General features: G+C 72.0%; 18 protein-coding genes. 14 read left to right on the top strand and 4 right to left on the bottom strand.

Annotated features, from left to right (window positions below; genetic code table 11):
* The first annotated feature begins 21 nt into the window (after positions 1-21).
* From AW270_RS11610 to AW270_RS11595, 4 genes are all read left to right on the top strand, one after another.
* Positions 22-1,800, top strand: a complete 1,779-nt coding sequence (locus AW270_RS11610) for an HSP90 family protein (protein ID WP_061293774.1) — start codon at positions 22-24, stop codon at positions 1,798-1,800.
* A complete protein-coding gene (locus AW270_RS41140; protein WP_061293772.1) occupies positions 1,793-3,805 on the top strand; it encodes a hypothetical protein in 2,013 nt (670 codons plus the stop codon). The genes AW270_RS11610 and AW270_RS41140 overlap by 8 nt, the downstream gene beginning before the upstream one ends.
* Positions 3,806-3,914: 109 nt before the next feature.
* The gene (locus AW270_RS11600; RefSeq protein WP_061293770.1) at positions 3,915-5,429 is read left to right on the top strand and encodes an alkaline phosphatase D family protein; all 1,515 of its coding nucleotides are present in this window, start codon (positions 3,915-3,917) and stop codon (positions 5,427-5,429) included.
* Complete coding sequence (locus AW270_RS11595) at positions 5,426-6,691, top strand: FG-GAP-like repeat-containing protein (RefSeq protein WP_061293768.1); 1,266 nt, start codon at positions 5,426-5,428, stop codon at positions 6,689-6,691. Before AW270_RS11600 ends, AW270_RS11595 begins: the two co-directional genes overlap by 4 nt.
* Here AW270_RS11595 and AW270_RS40535 read toward each other — a convergent pair.
* Positions 6,676-7,500, bottom strand: coding sequence for a DUF6461 domain-containing protein (locus AW270_RS40535; protein ID WP_061293766.1), 825 nt, complete (start codon positions 7,498-7,500; stop codon positions 6,676-6,678). The two genes, AW270_RS11595 and AW270_RS40535, sit on opposite strands and share 16 nt — an antisense overlap.
* Positions 7,501-7,515: 15 nt before the next feature.
* The gene (locus AW270_RS11585) at positions 7,516-8,886 is read right to left on the bottom strand and encodes an MFS transporter (protein ID WP_061293764.1); all 1,371 of its coding nucleotides are present in this window, start codon (positions 8,884-8,886) and stop codon (positions 7,516-7,518) included.
* A 236-nt stretch (positions 8,887-9,122) separates the two neighbouring features.
* On the opposite strand from AW270_RS11585, the gene AW270_RS11580 reads away from it, so the two are divergent.
* Positions 9,123-11,303 (top strand): M6 family metallopeptidase, encoded by a 2,181-nt coding sequence (locus AW270_RS11580; RefSeq protein ID WP_061293762.1) that lies wholly within the window; start codon positions 9,123-9,125, stop codon positions 11,301-11,303.
* Between the two features lie 43 nt (positions 11,304-11,346).
* Here AW270_RS11580 and AW270_RS11575 read toward each other — a convergent pair whose 3' ends face one another.
* Positions 11,347-11,760, bottom strand: coding sequence for a YkvA family protein (locus AW270_RS11575; protein WP_061293760.1), 414 nt, complete (start codon positions 11,758-11,760; stop codon positions 11,347-11,349).
* 27 nt (positions 11,761-11,787) lie between these two features.
* On the bottom strand, positions 11,788-12,294 hold the full coding sequence (locus AW270_RS11570) for an RICIN domain-containing protein (protein WP_061293759.1): 507 nt from the start codon (positions 12,292-12,294) through the stop codon (positions 11,788-11,790).
* Between the two features lie 164 nt (positions 12,295-12,458).
* Here AW270_RS11570 and AW270_RS11565 point away from each other — a divergent pair, with 164 nt between their 5' ends.
* From AW270_RS11565 to AW270_RS11525, 9 genes are all read left to right on the top strand, one after another.
* On the top strand, positions 12,459-13,427 hold the full coding sequence (locus tag AW270_RS11565; RefSeq protein ID WP_169807294.1) for an STM4015 family protein: 969 nt from the start codon (positions 12,459-12,461) through the stop codon (positions 13,425-13,427).
* Positions 13,424-14,287 (top strand): STM4015 family protein, encoded by an 864-nt coding sequence (locus AW270_RS11560; RefSeq protein WP_061293757.1) that lies wholly within the window; start codon positions 13,424-13,426, stop codon positions 14,285-14,287. Before AW270_RS11565 ends, AW270_RS11560 begins: the two co-directional genes overlap by 4 nt.
* Entirely contained in the window at positions 14,284-15,231 is a 948-nt protein-coding gene (locus AW270_RS11555) for an STM4015 family protein (RefSeq protein WP_169807293.1), read from the top strand. The genes AW270_RS11560 and AW270_RS11555 overlap by 4 nt, the downstream gene beginning before the upstream one ends.
* Positions 15,228-16,259: an STM4014 family protein gene (locus AW270_RS11550; protein ID WP_082801483.1), complete on the top strand. Its 1,032-nt coding sequence runs from the start codon at positions 15,228-15,230 to the stop codon at positions 16,257-16,259. The genes AW270_RS11555 and AW270_RS11550 overlap by 4 nt, the downstream gene beginning before the upstream one ends.
* Positions 16,256-17,053, top strand: coding sequence for an STM4013/SEN3800 family hydrolase (locus AW270_RS11545; RefSeq protein ID WP_061294215.1), 798 nt, complete (start codon positions 16,256-16,258; stop codon positions 17,051-17,053). Before AW270_RS11550 ends, AW270_RS11545 begins: the two co-directional genes overlap by 4 nt.
* Positions 17,037-18,287, top strand: a complete 1,251-nt coding sequence (locus AW270_RS11540; RefSeq protein ID WP_061293754.1) for an STM4012 family radical SAM protein — start codon at positions 17,037-17,039, stop codon at positions 18,285-18,287. Before AW270_RS11545 ends, AW270_RS11540 begins: the two co-directional genes overlap by 17 nt.
* A complete protein-coding gene (locus AW270_RS11535) occupies positions 18,284-19,114 on the top strand; it encodes an STM4011 family radical SAM protein (RefSeq protein WP_061293752.1) in 831 nt (276 codons plus the stop codon). Before AW270_RS11540 ends, AW270_RS11535 begins: the two co-directional genes overlap by 4 nt.
* Before the next feature lie 74 nt (positions 19,115-19,188).
* A complete protein-coding gene (locus AW270_RS11530) occupies positions 19,189-20,058 on the top strand; it encodes an ABC transporter ATP-binding protein (protein ID WP_061293750.1) in 870 nt (289 codons plus the stop codon).
* Positions 20,055-20,810 carry an ABC transporter permease gene (locus AW270_RS11525; protein WP_061293748.1) on the top strand — a complete coding sequence of 252 codons (756 nt, stop codon included), beginning with the start codon at positions 20,055-20,057 and terminating at the stop codon, positions 20,808-20,810. The genes AW270_RS11530 and AW270_RS11525 overlap by 4 nt, the downstream gene beginning before the upstream one ends.
* Positions 20,811-20,820 lie beyond the last annotated feature (10 nt).

The following is a 20,820-nucleotide window of genomic DNA, read 5'->3' as shown; positions in this document are numbered from 1 at the left end:
AAAGCTCGATAGGGTCGTCGCGTGCCGTACACCGAAGGGACCCGGGCCTTTCAGGTCGACCTGCGCGGAGTGGTCGATCTGCTCAGCCGGCATCTCTACTCCAGTCCGCGGGTCTACGTCCGTGAGCTGCTGCAGAACGCGTGTGACGCGATCACCGCGCGGCGGGCGGGTGATCCGATGGCGCCCGGGCGCATCCGGGTCGAGGTGGGCCCCGAGACGATCCGGGTGCACGACACCGGCGTCGGGCTCACCGACGACGAGGTGCACACGCTGCTGGCGACGATCGGGCGCTCGTCCAAGCGCGACGAGCTCGGGTTCGCCCGGCACGAGTTCCTGGGGCAGTTCGGGATCGGGCTGCTGTCGGGGTTCCTGGTGGCCGACGAGATCCACGTCGAGTCGCGGTCGGCCTCCGGCGGGCCGGCCGTCCTGTGGACCGGGCGCTCGGACGGCAGCTACGACGTCGCCACCACTCCTGCTCAGGGCGAGCCCGGCACCACCGTCACCCTGCGCCCCCGCCGCGACGCGGCCGTGTGGACGTCCAGCCGGACGGTGACCGAACTGGCCACGCTCTACGGCTCGCTGCTGCCCGTCGAGGTGACCGTCGACGGCACGCCGATCTCCGGTGACGGCGCGCCCTGGCAGGTCCGCCACGCCAGCCCGCTGCTGCGGCGGGAGGCGCTCATCTCGTACGGGAGAGAGCTCTTCGGCTTCCCCGCCTTCGACGTGATCGACCTGGAGGTGCCCGAGGCGGGGCTGACCGGGGTGGCCTTCGTGGTGCCCCATCCCGCCAACCCGGGGGCGCGCGACGCGCACCGCGTCTACCTCAAGGGCATGCTGCTGTCGGAGAAGCTGACCGGGCTGCTGCCCGAGTGGGCGTTCTTCGTGCGGGTCGTGGTCGACGCCGCCGAGCTGCGGCCGACCGCCTCCCGCGAGGCCCTCTACGACGACGACCTGCTCGAACACACCCGTGACGCGCTCGGCGCGCAGCTGCGCGAGTGGCTGGTGAAGCTGGCCGCCACCGATCCGGCCCGCCTGCGCGGTTTCCTCCGGCTGCACCACCTGGGCGTCAAGGCCCTCGCGCTGCACGACGACGACATGCTGCGGCTGGTCGACCGATGGCTCGAATACGAGACCGCCGAGGGCCCGATGACCCTCGCCCAGTTCCGGGTCCGCCACCCGCACGGCCGCTACACCACCAGCGTCGACGAGTTCCGCCAGCTCGCCGGGGTCTGCGCCGCGCAGGGCGTGGGACTGCTGAACGGCGGCTACGTCTACGACGGCGACATCCTCGCCCGGCTGTCGCGCATCGAGCCCGGCCACGGGCTGTCCCGCCTCGAACCGGCCGAGCTCACCACCCGGATGGCCCCCGTCGACCCGGCCGCCGAGCTCGCCGTGCGCGGGTTCCTCGCCACCGCGGCCGCCGCGCTGGCCCCGCTGGGCTGCGAGGTCGTCTTACGCGACTTCGACCCGGCGGCGCTGCCCGCCCTCTACCTGACCAGCCGGGCCGCCCGCCACGACGCGCAGGCCAAGGAGGCCGCCGAGGTGGCGGGGGAGATGTGGGCCGACGTGCTGGGCGCGCTCGACGCGGGCGGCGGCGAGAAGCCGCAGCTCGTGCTGAACCACCGCAACCCGCTGGTCCGCCGGGTCACCCGGCTGGCCGACCCGGCGCTGGCCGCGACCGCCGTCGAGGCGCTCTACGGCATGGCGCTGCTGCACGGCCACCACCCGATGCGGGCGGCCGACACCGCCACCCTCAACCGGTCGTTCCTGGGCCTGCTCGACTGGGCCGTCAATGGATGAGATCGCCGACCTCGTCGACCGGGCGCAGTCGCTGCCGTACGGCGAGGCGAAGACCACGCTGCTGGAGACGGCGCTCCAGCGGGCCGAGGCGACCGGCGACCGGAGCCTGGTCTGGGCGGTCCGGATGGAGCTCACCGAGGCTTACCAGTACGGCGCCGAGCACGCCAAGGCCTTCGCGGCGTTCGCCCGCTGCCTGGCCGACCACGACGCCGAGCCCGGCGGTTTCGGCGACTGGTCCCTGCACAACGTGCTGTGGCACTTCAAGTGGATCGTCGGCGACCTGCGGCGCTTCCCCGAGGTGCCGCTGGCCCGCACCCACCAGATGCTCGACGACATGGAGCGCCGCTACCGCGAGAGCGGCAACGGCATGCACGCCGTCTACGCCGCCCGCTGCGCGCACGCCGCCCACCTGGGCGACTTCGCCCTCGCCGACGACCTCTACCACCGCTGGACGACCACCCCCCGCGACATCCTGAGCGACTGCGAGGGGTGCGACCCGACGTCCAAGGCCTTCTACCTGACCCTGCGCGGCCGTGACGAGGAGGCCGTCGAGCTCGCCGAGCCGGTGCTGCGCGGCGAGCTGACGTGTCACGTCCAGCCGCAGAGCATCCTGACCACGCTGCTGCCCGCCTACCTGCGGACCGGCAGGTTCGCCGAGGCCGCGCACGCCCACCGGGTCGCCTACCGGGCGATGCGCGGCGACGCCAACGAGGTCGAGGAGATCGCCACCCACCTGTGGTTCTGCGCGGTCAGCGGCAACCTGGCCCGGGGGCTGGAGATTTTCACCCGCGAGCGCCCGCTGCTGGAGAAGGCCCCGAGTCCCGGCGCGGCGATGTGGTTCGCCGCCGCGGGCGCGCTGCTGCTCCGCCTGCTCCGCGAGCAGGGCCACGCCCAGCCCGGCGACGCGGCCGAGGAGGCAGCGCTCACCGCCAGGGCCCGGGAGATCGCCGCCCGGTTCGACGCCCGCAACGGGACCCCCGAACAGGGCCGCCGCGTCGAGGAGTGGCTGACCGCCCGGCCACTGGCCGAGCACGTGCCGCTCGACCCGCGCGCCCGGCACTCCCCGCCGCCCCTCCCTCCCGCGCCGCTGCCGCCCGCGCACACCCCCGAGGAACTGCTCGACCTGGCGGAGGAGGCCTGGCAGCGCGGCCGCCTCGACGACGCCAAAGCCGCTTGGGAGCGGTACGACGCCCTCGATCCCGTCCCGTCGCTGGAGGCGCGGCGGGCCGACGGCCGGGGGCTGACCGCCATGGTCGCCGGGGACACCGGTGAGGCGCTGGCCGAATGGCGGCGGGCGGCCGAGCTCCACACCGACGAGGAGCGCCGGCAGAGCTCGCTGGGCCGCCTCGGCCTGCTGCTCTGCCAGCTCGGCCAGGAGGAGGAGGGGCTGCCGCTGGTCGAGGCGTCGACCGCCGCATTGCGGAACCCGAACGCCGTGGTCCGCCTCGCCCACGCCTACCTGACGCTCGGCCGGGAGGCCGACGCCGAGCGGGTCCTGGCCGCCGCCCCGCCCTCGCCCGGGGGACTGCTGCTGCTGGCGGGGCTGCGCGGCGACGTCGAGACCGCCTCACGGGCCCGCGACGCGATGCGCGCCGCCGACGACCGCGAGGGCCTGGCCCGCGCCTGCGTCCGGCACGCCCACGCGCTGCTCGACGCCGGTGCCGATCACGAGGGCGCGCTGGCCGCCTACGACGAGGCCGTCGCGTACGCCCCCGTCGCCGAACGGGCCGGGATCCACCACGAGCGCGGCTCCCTCCGCCTCCAGCTGGGCCGGGTCCCCGAGGCGCTCGACGACCTGGTCGAGGCCGTCGCGCAGTACGTCGCCGAGGGCGAGATGGAGCCGGTCCGGTACGCCCGCCTGTCCCTGGCGGAGGCCTACGCCCGCCTCGGGCGGTTCGCCGAGGCGGAGATCACCGCCGAGGAGGCGCTCGACGCGTTCCGCGAGGCGGGCGACGCGGAGACATGCGCGAGCATCGAGTCGTTCATCGCGAACCTGACGGAGTGACGCCGGGCGTTCATTGACAACGGGTACGCGCACGTCTGTTCATTTTTGGTTCTCGCGCTGGTCAGAGCGGTAAAAGAAATCAGACAGACGCACGGTCTGCACTGTCGGGGTGCAGCGCAGATCGTTCATCTCCGGCGTGATCCTGGCCGCCGCCGCGCCCGCCCTCCCGGCTCTCCCCTCCCGCGCCCTGAAGACCGACCCCTTCGGCGTCGGCGTCGCCTCGGGAGACCCGGCCCCTGACGGCTTCGTGTTGTGGACCCGTCTCGTCATCGACCCCTACGGCGCCGACGGCCGGGGTTCGATGCCCTCGCGGGACATCGACGTGAAGTGGCAGGTGTCCACAGACGAGAGGTTCGCGACCGTCGTGCGGGACGGGACGGCCGTCGCCTCCGCCCGCTCCGCGCACAGCGTGCACGTCGAATTGACCGGTCTCCAGCCGGGCCGGGAGTACTTCTACCGCTTCCGCGCCGAGAACGCCGTCTCGCCCGTCGGCCGCACCCGGACCAGCCCGGCCGCGCTGTCGCCCCTCACGTTCGCCATCGCGGCGTGCGCCCACTGGGAGCACGGCTACTACACGGCCTACCGCCGGCTGGCCGAGCAGGAGCCCGACCTGGTCGTCCACCTGGGCGACTACATGTACGAATACCAGCCCAACGGCTACACCGCCCCGTTCGGCAACATCCGCACCCACTCGGGCGGCGTGAAGTGCGCGACGCTGGCCGACTACCGGATGCGGCACGCCCAGTACAAGAGCGACCCCGACCTCCAGGCCGCCCACGCGGTCGCGCCGTGGCTGGTCGCCTTCGACGACCACGAGATCGAGAACAACTGGGCCGCCGACGTCTCGGCCAGCAACGCCCCCGCCTTCGACCAGCGCCGGGCCTTCGCCTTCCAGGCCTATTACGAGAACATGCCGCTCCGTAAGGCCAGCGTCCCGAAGGGCGCCTCCATCACGATCAACCGGCGGGTGTCGTGGGGGCCGCTGGCCCGCTTCCACCTGCTCGACACCCGCCAGTTCCGCGACGACCAGGCGTGCGAGGACGGCGTGCGCGCCGGATGCGACGACCGACTCGACGGCTCGCGCTCCCTCCTCGGCAAGGGCCAGCACCAGTGGCTCGTGGACGGCCTGCGCGACTCCCCGGCCCGGTGGAACCTGGTCGGCCAGCAGATCGTGATGACCCAGAAGGACCTCAAGTACGGTCCCGGCCGCGAGGTCAACCTCGACTCCTGGGACGGGTACGCGGCCGAGCGCGACCAGCTCCTGCGCGGCATGGCGGGGGTGAGCAACCCGGTCGTGCTCACCGGTGACGCGCACATCCACCACGCGGCGGAGCTGCGCACCGACTTCGACGACCCCAGCACCAACGTCGGCGTCGAGCTGGTCGCGACCTCGATCGCCAGCGACGGCGACGGCTACCGCGACACCGAGCGGATGTCCGCGCTCCGCGCCGAGAACCCGCACATCAAGTATCTCGACCAGCGCCGCGGCTACATCCTGGCCCGCCTCACCGACACCGAGCTGACGGCCGACTTCCGCACCCTCGACTACATCAGCCGCCGGGGCGCGCCCGCCAAGACCTCGGCCCGGTTCACCGTCCCGTCGGGCGAGCGGAGGTTCGCGTGATCCTCGGCGTGGTGGCCCTCGCGATCCCGCTGCTCACCGGCCTCGCCCCGGCCTGCGGCACGGCCGGCCTGCTGGCCGTCGCCCAGCCCTACGCGACCGTCGACGGCCAGGTCAGAGCGGGCGCGGTCCGGATCTTCACCGATTTCGAGGAAGGCCCGCTGATCACCCAGGACGACCCCGAGCCCGGCGACATGTTCGGCTCGGCCCTGGCGACCGGCGACTTCGACGGCGACGGCTGCACCGACCTCGCGATCGGCGCCTCCGAGGAGGACGACGGCCCGCTGAACGGCGCCGACGGCCACGGCGTGGTCGAGATCCTCTACGGCCTGACCAGACGCGAGACCGTCAAGCTGCCCGGCAGTGGTGGAGACCGCTTCGGCGCGGCCCTGGCGGCGGGCGACCTCGACGGCGACGGCGACGACGAACTCGCCATCGGCGCCCCCGGCGGCGGCAACGTCTACGTCCACGGCCAGGGCAGGAAGCTGCGCCGCGTCAAGAACGACGGCGGCGCGGTCACCGACCAGTTCGGCGAGGCCCTGGCCACCGGCGACTTCGACGGCGACGGCACCGACGAACTGGTCATCGGCGCCCCCGGCGCCAACCTCATCCGCCAGGGCGAGGGCACCGTCACCCTCGTCGACGGGAAGCGGCGGCTGCTCTACTCCCAGGAGACCTACGGCGTCGACGGCCTCTCCGAGAGCTGGGACGCCTTCGGCGCCGCCCTGGCCAGCGGCGACTTCAACGCCGACGGCCACGACGACCTCGCGATCGGCGTCCCCGGCGAGGGCCTCAACCCCCTCCAGCGGGCCGGCGACTACGGCGAGGGCGCGGTCGACGTCATCTACGGTTCCCCGAGCGGCCTGAACCCCCGGACCACCGAGGCCTGGACCCAGAACGCCCTGGCCGGAGAGGCCGTCATGTACGACCGCTTCGGCACCTCCCTGGCCACGGGCGACCTGAACGGCGACGGCGACGACGAACTGGTGGTCGGGGTGCCGGGCGAGAACGCCGTCCAGGTGCTCCCGGGGACCAGGACGGGCGGCCTGACCAGGAACCACAACCTGCTCATCCCGGGCCCGAAGGGCGCCGAGTTCGGCGCGGCGGTGGCGGTGGCCGGCGGCGACCTGGTGATCGGCGCGCCGACGAAGGGCGCGCTGTTCCGCTACCGGGGGAGCGTCAGGAAGGGCTCCTACCCGGGCGTGGGGAAGAAGGGCGAGAAGCTGGCCGAGGGCGACGGCTTCTACGGTCACGTCCTGTCGTGAGAGGTGATCCGCCCGCCGGGGAGCGGCTCCCGCAGGCGGGCGGGGTGGAGCACGACCCCGCTGATCCTCGACGCGAGGGCCAGAGCGGCGGGGAGGGCGTTCTCGATCTGGTCGCCGGCCGAGGGGTCGATGCCGAGGTCGCGCAGATGCCTGTTGAGCCGGTCGGGGTCGGTGCCCTGGCGCTGGTGGGGGAACGCGGGATCGAACGAGGTGACCAGGCGCCCGTCGACGGCGTAGGAGAACTGGTCATGGGCGTAGTCGTGGCGGCCGACCGCGATGGCCTGCCCGCCGTCCCGGGACAGCGCGCGGAGCAGGTCGGGGTCGGTTCCCTGCCAGCCCCGGAGTTCCACCGCGACGGCCCACTCGCCGAGGCCGGCCACCAGGACGACGTCGCCCAGGCCGTTCGTCTGTTCGAGGTTCTCGTACACGTCCTCCTCGGTGAACGGCCTGACGTCCTGCGGCGCGACCCCGAAGCGGCGCAGCACCTCGTTTTCGGTCAGGCCGTGGACGAAGGTGAGGGTGTAGATCGGGTCCAGCGGGCCGGGACGGTCCTGCCAGGCGTAGTCCTGCGGCGTGGCGCGCCCGTCTTCCGGGTCGTGGGCGACGGCGCGCACCAGTTCGAGCCGGTCGGCGCCGGCGAGCGCCTCGGGGTGGGCGGCGAAGAAGGCGTCGACGATCTGGGTGGCGATCCGGCCCCGGTGGCTGACGGGCAGCCCTTCGGCCTTTGCCCACTCGCGGACGCGCCTGCTCAGCTCCCCGCTGAAGAGGACGCGCGAGACGCGTAACGGTGAGACTTCATGATCTGACATGGCGGACGCCCAGCCCTAGAAACGGATCCTGATCCCCACCAGGGAGATCAGCGCGGAGATCGCCATCATGCCCGCGCACGCGTACATGGAGAGCTGGAACGCCGAGTCGAACAGCGCGGGGTTGAGGTAGGCCTCGCCGGTCAGCCCCACCAGTGGCGGGACGGCCGCCACCGACAGCAGGCTGCCGGTGCGGGCGACGGCGTTGTTGACGCCGCTCGCGATCCCGGCGTGCCGCTGGGAGGCGCTGGCCAGCACGGTCGCCGTCAGCGGGGCGACCGTGGCCGACAGGCCCAGGCCGAACAGGGTGACCGGGGGCAGGACCTCGGTCAGATAGTGGGCGCCGGGGCCGATCCGGCTCATCCACATGAAGGCGATCCCCGAGACCAGGATGCCGAGCGTCATGGGCCAGCGCGGGCCGATGCGGCGGGCGAGCTCACCGGCGTACGGGGAGATGACCAGCATCAGCAGCGTCACCGGGACCAGGGCCGAGCCCGCCGCGAACGGCGAGAAGCCCGAGACGGTCCGCAGCTGGAGCACGAGCAGGAAGAAGACCACGCCCATCGCGGCGTACATGAACAGGGTGACCACGTTGACGGCGGTGAAGGTCCGGTTGGTGAAGATCGTGACCGGCACCAGCGCCTGGGGGCCTCGGTGGTGTTCGACGATCACGAACCCGGCCAGGATGACCGTGCCCAGGATCATCGGCACGTTCTCGGTCTCGATCAGGCCGTAAGTCAGCGCGGCCAGGCCGAGGGCCGCCAGCGCCGCGCCCAGCACGTCGAACCTGCCGGCCGCCTCCTCGTCACGGCTCTCCGGCACGTGGCGGGCCGCGATGACCAGCACCACCACGGCCAGCGGCAGGTTGATCAGGAAGACCCAGCGCCAGCCGATCGTCTCGACGATCCAGCCGCCGAGCAGCGGGCCGATGGCGGCTGCGGTGCCGCCCAGGCCCGACCACGCGCCGATGGCCCTCGGCCGGTCCCGCGCCGAGAAGGTGGCCTGGATGATCGCCAGCGAGCCGGGGGTCAGCAGGGCGCCGCCGACGCCCTGGAGGGCGCGGGCCGCGATCAGGGTCTCCATGCTGGGGGCCAGGCCGCACAGCGCCGAGGCGATCGCGAACCAGACCACGCCGATCATGAACACCTTGCGGCGGCCGAAGCGGTCGCCCAGGGAGCCGCCCAGCAGGATGAGCCCGGCGAGGGTCAGGGTGTAGGCGTTGATCGTCCACTGGAGGCCCTCGATGTCGGCGTCGAGCTGACGCCCGAGGTCGGGCAGCGCGACGTTGACGACGGTCCCGTCGAGGAGGGCCATGCCCGAACCGAGCACCGTGGTCACCAGGACCCAGCGGCCCTTGGCCGAGCTGAGTTGCACCGCTTCCGTCGTCACCCGACCAACATAGTCACGGAGGCGACCGCGACCGACATCGGGCAGCGGTCCTACCAGCGTCTTTCGTGCGGCGGAGATCTCACTCCGGCCGCCGTGCGGAGTGAAGGAGGGGCGCTTACCGCCAAACTGACGGAATTTTATTGGCAGATGTCATGCTTGTTGGTTCCGCCTTCAGATAGTCACGGTGTGTCAGTGCGGCATGTCATGTCGCCGCGCCAGCACCCGAAGGGGGTTCCATGACACGCAGTCGTGTCATCGCGTTAGCAGTCACCGCCCTTGCCCTCCCGCTCGTGACGCTCCTCCCGGCCGCCGCTCCGGCCATCGCGGCTCCGGCGCCCGCCTCCGCTCCGTTGAGCGACACGCGCCACTGGGACGGCAAGCTCGCGGACACCTACGACGGCAAGAAGCTCGACCTGCCCGCCCGGTACGAGCCGTCGAAGGCGCGCAAGACGACGGCCGCCGCGGCCGCGACGCCGCCGGTCGGCACCGTCCGCAACTGGCTGGCCATCGACGACACCCAGCCCAACGCGGCGCCCTACGCCAAGCCGTTCACGCTGCGCGGCGTCGGTGACAAGATCGAGGTGTGGGTCGCGAACGACCTTTCGTTCCCGGCCGGGGACTGCCGTGCGCAGATCCCGAACTCCACGACGATCACCGACGCCCAGGTCGCCTACTTCGTGAACGAGTTCGACACGGTCATGTTCCCGAAGGAGACCGAGGCGTTCTCCACCCCGCCCGACCGCGACGGGAGCAACGCCCGCATCCCCGGCGACTACACCGGTGACGGCGACAAGACCGTCGCGCTGATCGACAACGTCCGGGACGACAACTTCTACGACTTCCCGGCGTCGCCGACGTACATCGCGGGCTTCTTCTCGGCCGGCATCACCGAGCGCGTCGACCGCAACGTCATGACCGTCGACGCCTACGACTGGGCGCACCGCACGACCGACAACCCGGCCAACGAGCCGACCGACGACCTGTGCACCAGCCGCCCGGCCCGCCCGAACAGCTACGAGGGCACGTTCGCGCACGAGTGGCAGCACCTGCTCATGTACTACACCGACCCGTTCGAGGGGAACTGGATCAACGAGGGCCTCTCGGACTTCGCCCAGACCCTGACCGGCTACGTCGACGCCCGCAAGACGATCAACGAGTTCGGCGCCGACAGCCACATCTACTGCTTCCAGGGCTTCGGCAGCGTGCAGGCGCCGTACAACCCCAACCCCCGGCAGTGCGGCGGGCCGCAGAACTCGCTGACCCTCTGGGGTGAGGGCGAGCCGAGCGAGGTGCTCGCCGACTACGGCAACGCCTACGAGGTCATGCTCTTCCTGTACGACCGTTACGGCGCCGACTTCATGTCCACGCTGCACCGCGACGGCGAGCGCCAGGGTCTGGCCAGCCTCAAGGCCGCCCTGGCCGGGGAGAACGCCGACCTCTACAAGGTCCTGCACGACTACCAGTCGATGGTCCTGCTCGACCGGATCGTGGAGAACCGCACCGGCATCGTGCTGGGCGTGCCCAAGTCCCGGGTGACCTCGGCCTCGCTGAGCTCCACCGTGAACCTGGCCAACCCCGACACCTACGACACGCCCGGGGCCGCGCCCAACGGGGCCGACTACGTGACGCTCCAGAAGGCGAACGGCACGCCGTTCAAGGGCAGCGAGCTCAAGACGCTGAAGTTCACCGGCGCGACGGGCCTGCCCGCCCTGCCGCTGGCCTGGACGATCGTCAGCGACGACCCCGACCGGGCCGGCAACCCGGTCCTGTTCTCGGGCAACGAGGAGAACCTCAACGTCAGCGCGGTCACCCAGGTGACCGTCCCGGCCGCCGACCCCACCCTGCGCCTGCTCGCCAAGTACGGCGCCGAGGAGGGCTACGACTACGGCTACGTCGTCGTCTCCACCGACGGCGGGGCCACCTACACCCCGGTCGCCGGTGACCAGACCGTCGAGGGCCCGCTCGGCCCGTCGCTGAACGGCACCACCGCCGGCTTCGAGCCGCACACGTTCGACCTGTCGGCCTACGCGGGCCAGAGCGTCCTGCTCGGCTTCCAGTACGTCTCCGACGGCGGCGTCAACGAGGGCGGCCTGCTCGTCGACGACGTCACCGTCGGCGGCACCGTGGTGAGCGACGGCTCCAGCCTCGCGCCGTTCAAGTCGTTCACCGAGATCAAGCCGACGGCCGTGCACAACTGGAACGTCCGCCTCGTCGGCCTCGACGAGAAGCACCACGTGGCCGCCCAGGTCGAGTTCAACGGCAAGGGCACGATCAACCTGAACCGCCTTGAGCTCCTGCTCGCGCGGCCGTTCACCAAGGTCGTCGCCATCGTCGCCTACGACGAGCCGACCGAGACCGGCCAGCAGTACGCGCCCTACACCCTGACGGTGAACGGCGTGACCCAGCCCGGCGGCTGATCGGATGCCCCGTGACCCGCACGCCTGGGGCTAGGCGTGCGGGTCACGGCTTCAGGCCGGTCAGCCGGCAGAGCACGGTGAACCCGTCGTCGGTGCCCGGCCAGTGGGCGCGCAGCGCGTCCAGCCCGGCCCGCCGGACGACCGAGCGCAGCACGGCGGTGACGATGATCGCGTCGTCGGCGTACCCCAGGACAGGGATGAAGTCGGGCACGAGATCGAACGGAACCGCCAGGTAGCCGAGCAGGAGAGCCAGCCGGACCCGCACCCCGCGCGGCAGGTCACGGTCGGCGGCCAGCCGTCGGAGAAGCCGCAGGACGTCCGGCAGCAGCCGGACGGCCTGCCGGAGCAGATCCCCCCGCGGACGGACGACCAGCAGCGCGCCGATGAGGACCGCCCACGTCGCCAGCAGCGCGACCACGACCCCGATGGCCAGATCCCCGGCCCATGATCCCGTCACCAGCGCATGATAAGCGCGGGCCCGCCGCTACCCGAGGGTGTCCTCCACCCGGATCTCCCCGCCGTCGATCACGAACTTCTGGTTGGCGTGGTCGAGGCACTGCCAGAGGCGGACCTCGGTGCCGTTCTTGCGGCTGTTGGTGGTGTCGAGGCAGACCTCGCGAGCGCCGCCGAGGGTGTCCTTGACCTTGATCTGACCGGCGTCGATCACGAACTTCTGGTTGGCGTGGTCGAGGCACTGCCAGAGGCGGAGCCCGGTGCCGTTCTTGCGGCTGTTGGTGGTGTCGAGGCAGACCTCGCGAGCGCCGCCGAGGGTGTCCTTGACCTTGATCTGACCGGCGTCGACCACGAACTTCTGGTTGGCGTGGTCGACGCACTGCCACAGCCGGACCAGGGTGTTGTCCGCGCGGCTGTTGGTGGCGTCGACGCAGACGGGCTTAGCGGCGGCCTGCGCGGACGCCGCGACGGGCAGGGCGAGGCCCGCGCCGACGGCAGCCGTCAGGACGGCGATGGACAGCAGAGAACGAACAGACATGGATGCTCCTTCGGAGAGGGTGGATCCGAGCATGATCACCCTGCCGGGTCAGCCGTAGTCGATCAAGCACTCTGCGTGACGACACTCAGGTGTGGGGCGCGAGTGACCCTTTATGTCGCTGTTGCCCAGTGATTTGTCTGTGCCTTCTGATAGGAACTGGGCCCATGCTGACAATCCTCCCGGATGACATCCACCCCGATCCGTGGGATCTCTACGACCAGCGCTACGCCGGTCTGGATGTCTTCGTCTTCCCCCCGGACGACGACGATGAGAAGCTCCCGCCCGCCGGTTCGGTGGCGTGGCGGATCTCCGAGCCCGACGCCTACGACGCCGAAGAGGGCGCGTTCGCCGGGACCCTCCAGGTGTTCCTCGACCAGGTCGCGACCGAAGAGGTGCGGGCGCTGGTCATCGGGTGCTGGGAGCAGGCGTACGACACCGACTCCTCGGTGATCGTCAAGATGCTGACCGAGAACGCCCACCGCTTCCCGGAGCTGCGGGCGATCTTCCTCGGGGCGATCCAGTCGGAGGAGGCGGAGATCTCCTGGATCCAGCAGTCCGACGTGACCCCGCTGCTCACCGCCTTCCCCCGGCTGGAGCGGCTGGAGGTGCGCGGCGGCACGGGGCTGGCCCTGTCGCCGGTCCGCCACGAGGCCCTGCGGGTGCTGCGCTTCGAGACCGGCGGCCTGCCCGCCGAGGTGGTCCGCGCGGTGGCGGCCTCCGACCTGCCCGCCCTGGAACACCTCGACCTGTGGCTCGGCATCGACAACTACGGCGGCGACTACACGGTCGCCGACCTGGCCCCGATCCTGGCCGGTGACCGCCTGCCCGCCCTGCGGCACCTCGGGCTCCAGGACAGCGACCACCAGGACGAGATCGCCGCCGCCGTGGCCGCCGCCCCGGTCGTGGCCCGCCTGGAGGTGCTGTCACTGGCCATGGGGACCCTCGGCGACGAGGGCGCCGAGGCGCTGATCGCCGGGCAGCCGCTGAGCCATCTCAAGGTGCTCGACCTGCGCCACAACTACGTGACCGAGCCGCTGGCGGAGCGGCTGCGCGTGTTCGTGGGCGACGCCGAGCTCGACCTCTCGGAGCGCAAGGAGCGCGACGACTGGATCTACGTCTCGGTGGCCGAGTGAGCCACGAGTTCTTCAGCGACGTGACCGACGGCGTCTGGACCCTCGCGGCGATGGAGGAGGACGACGACGTCCTCGCGGAGATCGACGCCGTCCTGGAGCGGGGTGGCACCGAGCACATCGTCGCCGTCGACATCGACCAGTGGCCCGAGATGTACGAGTACGGCCCCGAACCCATCGTCGCGAAGCTGACCGCCGAGGCCCATCGGTTCCCCGCTCTGCGCAGGCTGGGTCTGGGGGACGTCGATCCGGAGATGTGCGAGATCTCCTGGATCCAGCTGGGCGACATCACGCCGCTGCTGACCGCGTTCCCGAACCTGGAGCGGCTGGACCTGCGCGGCAGTGACGGCCTGGCCCTGGCCCCGCTCCGGCACGACAACCTGCGCGTGCTCCGGGTGGAGTGCGGCGGCCTGCACGGCTCGTTCGTCCGGCAGGTCGCCGCCTGCGACCTCCCGGCGCTGGAGCACCTGGAGCTCTGGCTCGGCGTCGAACGCTACGGCGGGAACACCTCCGTCGGCGACCTGGCCCCGATCCTGTCCGGTGACCGGCTGCCCGCCCTCCGGCATCTGGGCCTCCAGGACAGCGAGATCCAAGATGAGATCGCCGCCGCCGTGGCGTCCGCGCCCGTCGTCGCCCGGCTCGACGAACTCGACCTCTCGATGGGCACGCTGACCGACACCGGCGCCGAGGCGCTCCTCGACGGCCAGCCGCTCAGTCACCTGAAGGTCCTCGACCTGCACCACAACTTCCTCAGCGACGCGATGGCCGACCGCGTCGAGAAGGCGCTTCCGGGCGTCGACGTCAGGCTGCATCCCCGCCTCTCGCCCCGGGACGACCGTTTCTACGTGGCGGTGTCCGAATGACTGAGCCGATCTCCCTCGCGCTGCCCGGACGGCCCGAGTCCCACGATGTCTACGAAGGCCGCTACGCCGGTCTGCTGGTGGTCTTCTTCGACGAGGCGGGCGAACACCCGCCCGGCGAGGTGGCCTGGTACCTGAACTTCTGGATGGACGACGGCGGGCTGGTCGCCGGCCTCGACCGCTTCTTCGAGCGGGTGGCCACCGAGGAGGTGCGCGCGCTCGTCCTCGGCTGGGGCGCCGAGAAAGCCAAGCCGATCGTGGAGAAGCTGACCGCCGAGGCCCACCGGCTCCCGGCGCTGCGCGCCCTGTTCTTCGGGGCGATCTCGTCGGAGGAGAACGAGATCTCGTGGATCAACCAGAGTGACGTCACGCCCCTGCTGACCGCCTTCCCGGAACTGGAACGCCTGGAGATCCGGGGCGGAGGCGGCCTGGAGATCTCCCCGGTCCGGCACGAACGGCTGCGCATGTTGCGGGCCGAGACCGGCGGGCTGCGCGGCTCGTTCGTGCGCGGCGTCGCGGGGTGCGAGTTCCCCGCTCTGGAACACCTGGAGCTGTGGCTCGGCGTCGACGAGTACGGCGGCGACTACACCGTCGCCGACCTGGCCCCTGTTTTGACCGGCGACAACCTGCCCGCCCTCCGTCACCTCGGACTCCAGGACAGCGACCGTCAGGACGACGTCGTCGCCGCCGTCGCCACCGCCCCGATCGTGGCCCGGCTCGACAGCCTCGCGCTGTCGATGGGCACGCTCACCGACGAGGGCGCCGAGGCGCTGCTCAGCGGCCAGCCGCTGACCCACCTGCGCCACCTCGACCTGCATCACCACTACCTCTCCGACGCCATGGCGGCCCGCCTGACCTCGGCCCTCGGCGGGGTCGACCTCGACCTCACCGAGCAGGAGAGCGCCGACGAGGACGACGGCTGGATGTACACCGCGGTGAGCGAGTGATCGTCGTCGGCACCCCCGGTGACCGCCGCGCCGACCTGTTCGGCGCGGCGGCGCGGGCCCATGGGCTGGGCGAGGTCACCGTGGTCCCGTGGACCCGTGTCCTGACCGGGGAGCCGCTCGCTCTCTCCGGGCTCGTACGCGTCGACTCGCCCGGCGAGAGCCCCGAGGCCGACGCCCTGCTCCGGGGCGAGGGCGATCCGACCCGGGCCGGGGGAGGGGCGACCTGGTACGCCCGTTTCACGGCCGGGCTGGGGCGTGTCGCCTCGGCGGGCGGCGAGTTGCTGGCCGACGTCGACGAGATCGCCACGATGTTCGACAAGCGCCGCTGCCACGCGCTGCTCGCGAACAAGGGCATCCCTGTCCCGGGCGGGACGAGCGTGACCTCGTACGAGGAGCTCAGGGAGGTGATGCGGGACCGGTCGTGGCCACGGGTCTTCGTGAAGCCCGCCCACGGCAGTTCCGCGTCGGGGGTGATCGCCTTCGAGACCGCCGGGACCCGCCTGCGGGCCGTGACGTCGGCCACGGAGGACCTGCGCAACTCGCTGGCGGTGCGGACGTACACGGAGGAGGGAACCGTGGCCCGGATCGTGGACACGCTGGCCCCCGACGGGCTCCACGTCGAGCGCTGGTTCCCGAAGGCCTCGGTGGCCGGGGGGTGCTTCGACCTGCGGGTGGTGACCGTGGCCGGGGAGCCGACCCACGCGGTGGCGCGGGTGAGCCGGGTGCCGATGACCAACCTGCACCTGGGCGGCAGACGGGGTGATCTGGGGGCGATCCGGTCCCGGCTGGGGGAGCGGTGGGACGAGGCGATGGACGTCTGCGCCCGGACCGCCGCCTGCTTCCCCGGCAGCCTGACGACCGGGGTCGACCTGATGATCGGCACGGACTGGCGGTCGATGGCCGTCGCGGAGGTCAACGCGTTCGGCGACCTGCTGCCGGGCCTGGGCGCGCTCGACGGGAGCGGGCTGACCACCTACGAGTGCGAGGCGAAGGCCATCGCGGCGGGGTGGCGGTCGTGCGCGACATGAACGCGGTCGTGGGGACCCACGACATCCTGCTCCTCACCCTCGACACCCTCCGCCACGACGTCGCCGAACGGCTGATGGCCGAGGGGCGGACGCCCGGCTTCGGGCGTTTCCTGACCTGGGAGAGGCGGCACAGCCCCGGGAGTTTCACCTTCGCCTCGCACGCCGCGATGTTCGCGGGGTTCTTCCCGACGCCCGTCACGCCGGGCCCGCACGACCGCCCGTTCGCCGCGGCCTTCCCGGGCAGCGCCACCACCTCGCCGCGGACCTGGGTCTTCGACGCGCCCGACCTGCCCACGGGGCTGGCGAAGGCCGGCTACCGCACGGTGTGCGTCGGGGGAGTGGGCTTCTTCAACCGGCTGAGCCCGCTCGGGTCGGTGCTGCCGGGGCTGTTCCAGGAGAGCCACTGGGACCCGTCGTTCGGGGTCACCTCACCCGATTCGTTCGAGCGGCAGCTCGACTGCGCGGAGAGGGTGCTGGACGGCGTACAGGACCCGGTCTTCCTCTTCCTGAACGTCTCGGCGATGCACCAGCCCAACCGGCTCTACCTGCCGGGCGCGGCCGACGACACGATCGAGTCGCACGCGGCGGCGCTCGAATACGTCGACCGGCACGTCCCCCGGCTGTTCGGCCTGATGACCCGCCGCCGGCCGTGCTTCGTGATCGTCTGTTCCGATCACGGGACCGCCTACGGTGAAGACGGTCATGTGGGACATCGGGTCGCGCACGACGTCGTCTGGACCGTCCCCTACGCCGAGTTCGTCCTCGACCGGAGCTCCGATGATCAGTCCGTATGAGAGTTACGTCTACGCGTACCCGCACAAGACCGCCTACCGCCCGCTCGACCCGCGCCACGAGCTGACCGAGGTGTGGCGCGGCGAGCGGGCCGGGTCGTTCTACGCCCACATCCCGTTCTGCGAGATGCGCTGCGGTTTCTGCAACCTCTTCACCCGGACGGGCGCTCCCGAGGACCTGGTGGCGGCCTATCTCGACGCGCTGGAACGCGAGACCCTCGCGCTGTCCGGCGCGCTCGACCCGGCGTTCGCCACCGCCGCGATCGGCGGGGGGACGCCCACCTACCTGAGCCCGTCCGAGCTCGGGCGGCTGTTCGACATCACCGGCAAGCTCGTCCCCTACGGCTCGATCCCGCTCTCCGTGGAGACCTCCCCGGCCACGGCGACCGCTGATCGGCTGGGCGTGCTGAGGGAGCGGGGCACGACGCGGGTCTCCATCGGCGTGCAGAGCTTCCTCGACGAGGAGGCGCGCTCGGCGGTCCGGCCGCAGAAGCTGGCCGAGGTCGAGCAGGCCCTCGACGCGATCCGGGCGACCGGCTTCCCGATCCTCAACATCGACCTCATCTACGGCATCGACGGCCAGACGCCCGCCTCCTGGCTCCACTCGCTGACGACCGCGCTGAGGTGGCGGCCCGAGGAGCTCTACCTCTATCCGCTGTACGTCCGCCCCCTCACCGGCCTCGGCAAGATCGGCCGCGACTGGGACGACCAGCGGATGGAGCTCTACCGCGAGGGCCGCGACTTCCTGCTGGCCCAGGGCTACGAACAGGTGTCCATGCGGATGTTCCGCCTCCCCGGCACCGGCACCACCACCGACTACTGCTGCCAGACCGACGGCATGGCGAGTGTGGGGTGCGGGGCGCGGTCGTACACGAGCACCCTGCACTACTCCCACGAGTACGCCGTCGGCGCCCGCCACGTCCGCTCGATCATCGACGACTACGTGCGGCGCGACGACTTCACCCAGGCCCTGATCGGCTTCCCCGTCCCGCCGGCCGAGCAGCGCCGCCGCCACACGATCCAGAGCCTGCTCCAGAAGGACGGCCTCGACCTGGCCCTCTATCGGGCCCGCTTCGGCGACGAGCCCGACGTCTCGGCGGTCCCCGGCCACTGGCTGGTCCGGGGCGAGGGGATGCTCCGGCTGACCGACGAGGGGCTCGCCCACTCCGACGCCGTCGGACCCGCCCTGTTCTCCGGCGAGGTCCGCGCCCTCATGGCCGGTCACGACGCCCGATGACCCACCTCACGATCCTCTACCGGGGCACGCTGGCGAGCTGCGACTACGACTGCGCCTACTGCCCGTTCGGCAAACGCCGCGACACCCCCGAGCAGCTCCGCGCCGACCGGGCCGCGCTCCGCCGCTTCACCGCGTGGACGCGCGACCAGGACCACGACCTGAGCGTCCTGTTCACGCCGTGGGGCGAGGGCCTGGTCAGGTCGTGGTACCGCGAGGCGATGGTCGAGCTCAGCCACCAGCCCAACATCCGCCGCGTCGCCATCCAGACCAACCTCAGCACCCGCACCACCTGGCTGGACGCCGCCGACCCCGAGACGCTGGCCCTCTGGGTCACCTACCACCCGACCCAGGTCGCCTACGACCGCTTCCTCGCCAAGGTCACCGGCCTGAAGGTCCGCCACAGCGTCGGCGTGGTCGGCGACCCGGCCCACCTCGACGACGCCCGCCGCCTGCGCGCCGACCTCCCCGCCGCCACCTACCTGTGGATCAACGCCGAGGAGGGCCGCGTCTACACCGACGAGGAGGCGGCCCGGTGGCAGGAGATCGACCCGCTGTTCCACTACAGCCGCTTCCCGCACCTGAGCGCCGGCCGGGCGTGCAGGACCGGCGACACGGTCGTCTCCGTCGACGGCGACGGCACCGTCCGGCGGTGCCACTTCGTCCCGTCGGTGCTGGGCAACCTCTACGACGGCACCTACCGGGACCGGCTCGGCCCGAAGGCGTGCCCGAAGCTGGAGTGCGACTGCCACATCGGCTACGTCCACCTCGAACCGACCGGCCTGTACGACGTCTTCGCCGGCGGGATCCTGGAACGTATCCCCCGATAGCCCGGGCCACAGGGGCACAGGGCTCTCACAGAACCGCCCAGGAAGCCCGCAGCCTGACGGCCCATGCTCGCCGCATGATCGAAGTCAGTGGCTTGAGCAAACGCTACGGCGACGTCGTCGCCGTCGACGACCTCACCTTCACGGTCGAGCCGGGCGCGGTGACGGGCTTCCTCGGCCCGAACGGCGCGGGCAAGACGACCACGATGCGGATGATCCTCGGGCTCGACGCGCCCTCCTCCGGCCGGGCCCGGGTCCTCGGGGCGCGGCTCGCGGACCTGCCGGAGCCGATGCGGGCGGTCGGGGCGCTGCTGGACGCGGGGGGCGTGCACCCCCGCCGTTCGGCCCGCGACCACCTGCGGTGCCTGGCGGTCAGCAACCGGCTGCGGCGGCAGCGGGTGGACGAGGTGCTCGACCTGGTCGGGCTGACCGCGGCGGCGCACCGGCACGCGGGCGCGTTCTCGCTGGGCATGCTCCAGCGCCTCGGGCTGGCCGCCGCGCTGCTGGGCGACCCCGGCGTGCTGATCCTGGACGAACCGGTCAACGGGCTCGACCCCGAGGGCATCGTCTGGATCCGGACGCTGCTGCGCGGGCTCGCGGCGGAGGGGCGGACCGTCCTGGTCTCCAGCCATCTCATGGCCGAGACGGCGGTGACCGCCGACCGGCTGATCGTGGTGGCGCGCGGGCGGATGATCGCCGACACCACCGTCGAGGCGCTGGCCCGGCCCGACGGGGTGCTGGTGCGCACCGCCGACCCCCGCCGCCTCGCCCGGGAGCTCGTCACCCAGGGCGCCTCCGACGTCGCCCCCGCCGGTGCGGAACTGCTGGTCAGAGGGCTGAGCGCGGAGAGGATCGGCGAGGTCGCCGCAGCAGAGGGCGTCGTCCTGCACGAGCTCACCCCCCGCCGCGCGTCCCTGGAAGAGGCCTTCATGGAGCTGACCCGATGACCGCCGCGATCCGCTCCGAGTGGGCCAAGACCTGGACGACCCGGTCGACCTGGGTCACCGTGGCCGCCATCGTCGTTCTCGGCGCTCTGTTCGCCCTCCTCTTCGGCTACGCCGCGGCCCTCGAATACGTCAGGGACGGCTCCACCGGGGCGGTCGCCCCCGACTTCCGGCCGCTGATCTTCGTGCAGATCGCCGTCGGCTACCTGGGCCTGCGGGCGTTCACCGTCGAACACCAGACCCGCACGATGGCGCTGACCCTGACCACGGTGCCCCGCCGGGGCCGGGTGCTGGCGGCCAAGGCCCTGGTCTGCCTCGCGACGACCTCGGTGGCCGGCACGGTGACCGGGCTCGTGGTGGTGTTCGTCAACCGGGCCGTGCTGACCTCGCGGAACGTGCCCGTCACCCCGCTGGGCGAGCCGGGCATGCTCCGGGTGCTCGCCGGGCCGGGGCTGCTGCTGGCCCTGCTCGGGCTGATCGGCCTGGCGGTCGGCTGCCTGGTCCGCAGCACGGCCGGGGCGCTGACCATCACGATCGTGGCCGGCGTGTTCGTCCCGGCGATGGCCTCGCTCTATCCGGAATGGCTGGCCCGGCTGATCCTGGGCTACTGGCCCGTCACGGCCGGGCTGCGGCTGCTCAGCCTGGACGGCGACCCCGACCTGCCGGGACCATGGGCTGGCATCGCCGTGACCTGCGTCTGGACGCTGCTCCTGCTGCTGGCGGCCTACGCGGTGCTCCGGCGGCGGGACGTGTGAGAAGGAGGTC

Source organism: Herbidospora cretacea (genome assembly GCF_001570605.1).
Taxonomy (GTDB): domain Bacteria; phylum Actinomycetota; class Actinomycetes; order Streptosporangiales; family Streptosporangiaceae; genus Herbidospora; species Herbidospora cretacea.
The sequence above is the reverse complement of the archived record's forward strand: the minus strand, read 5'-3'. Positions and strand labels throughout refer to the sequence as shown.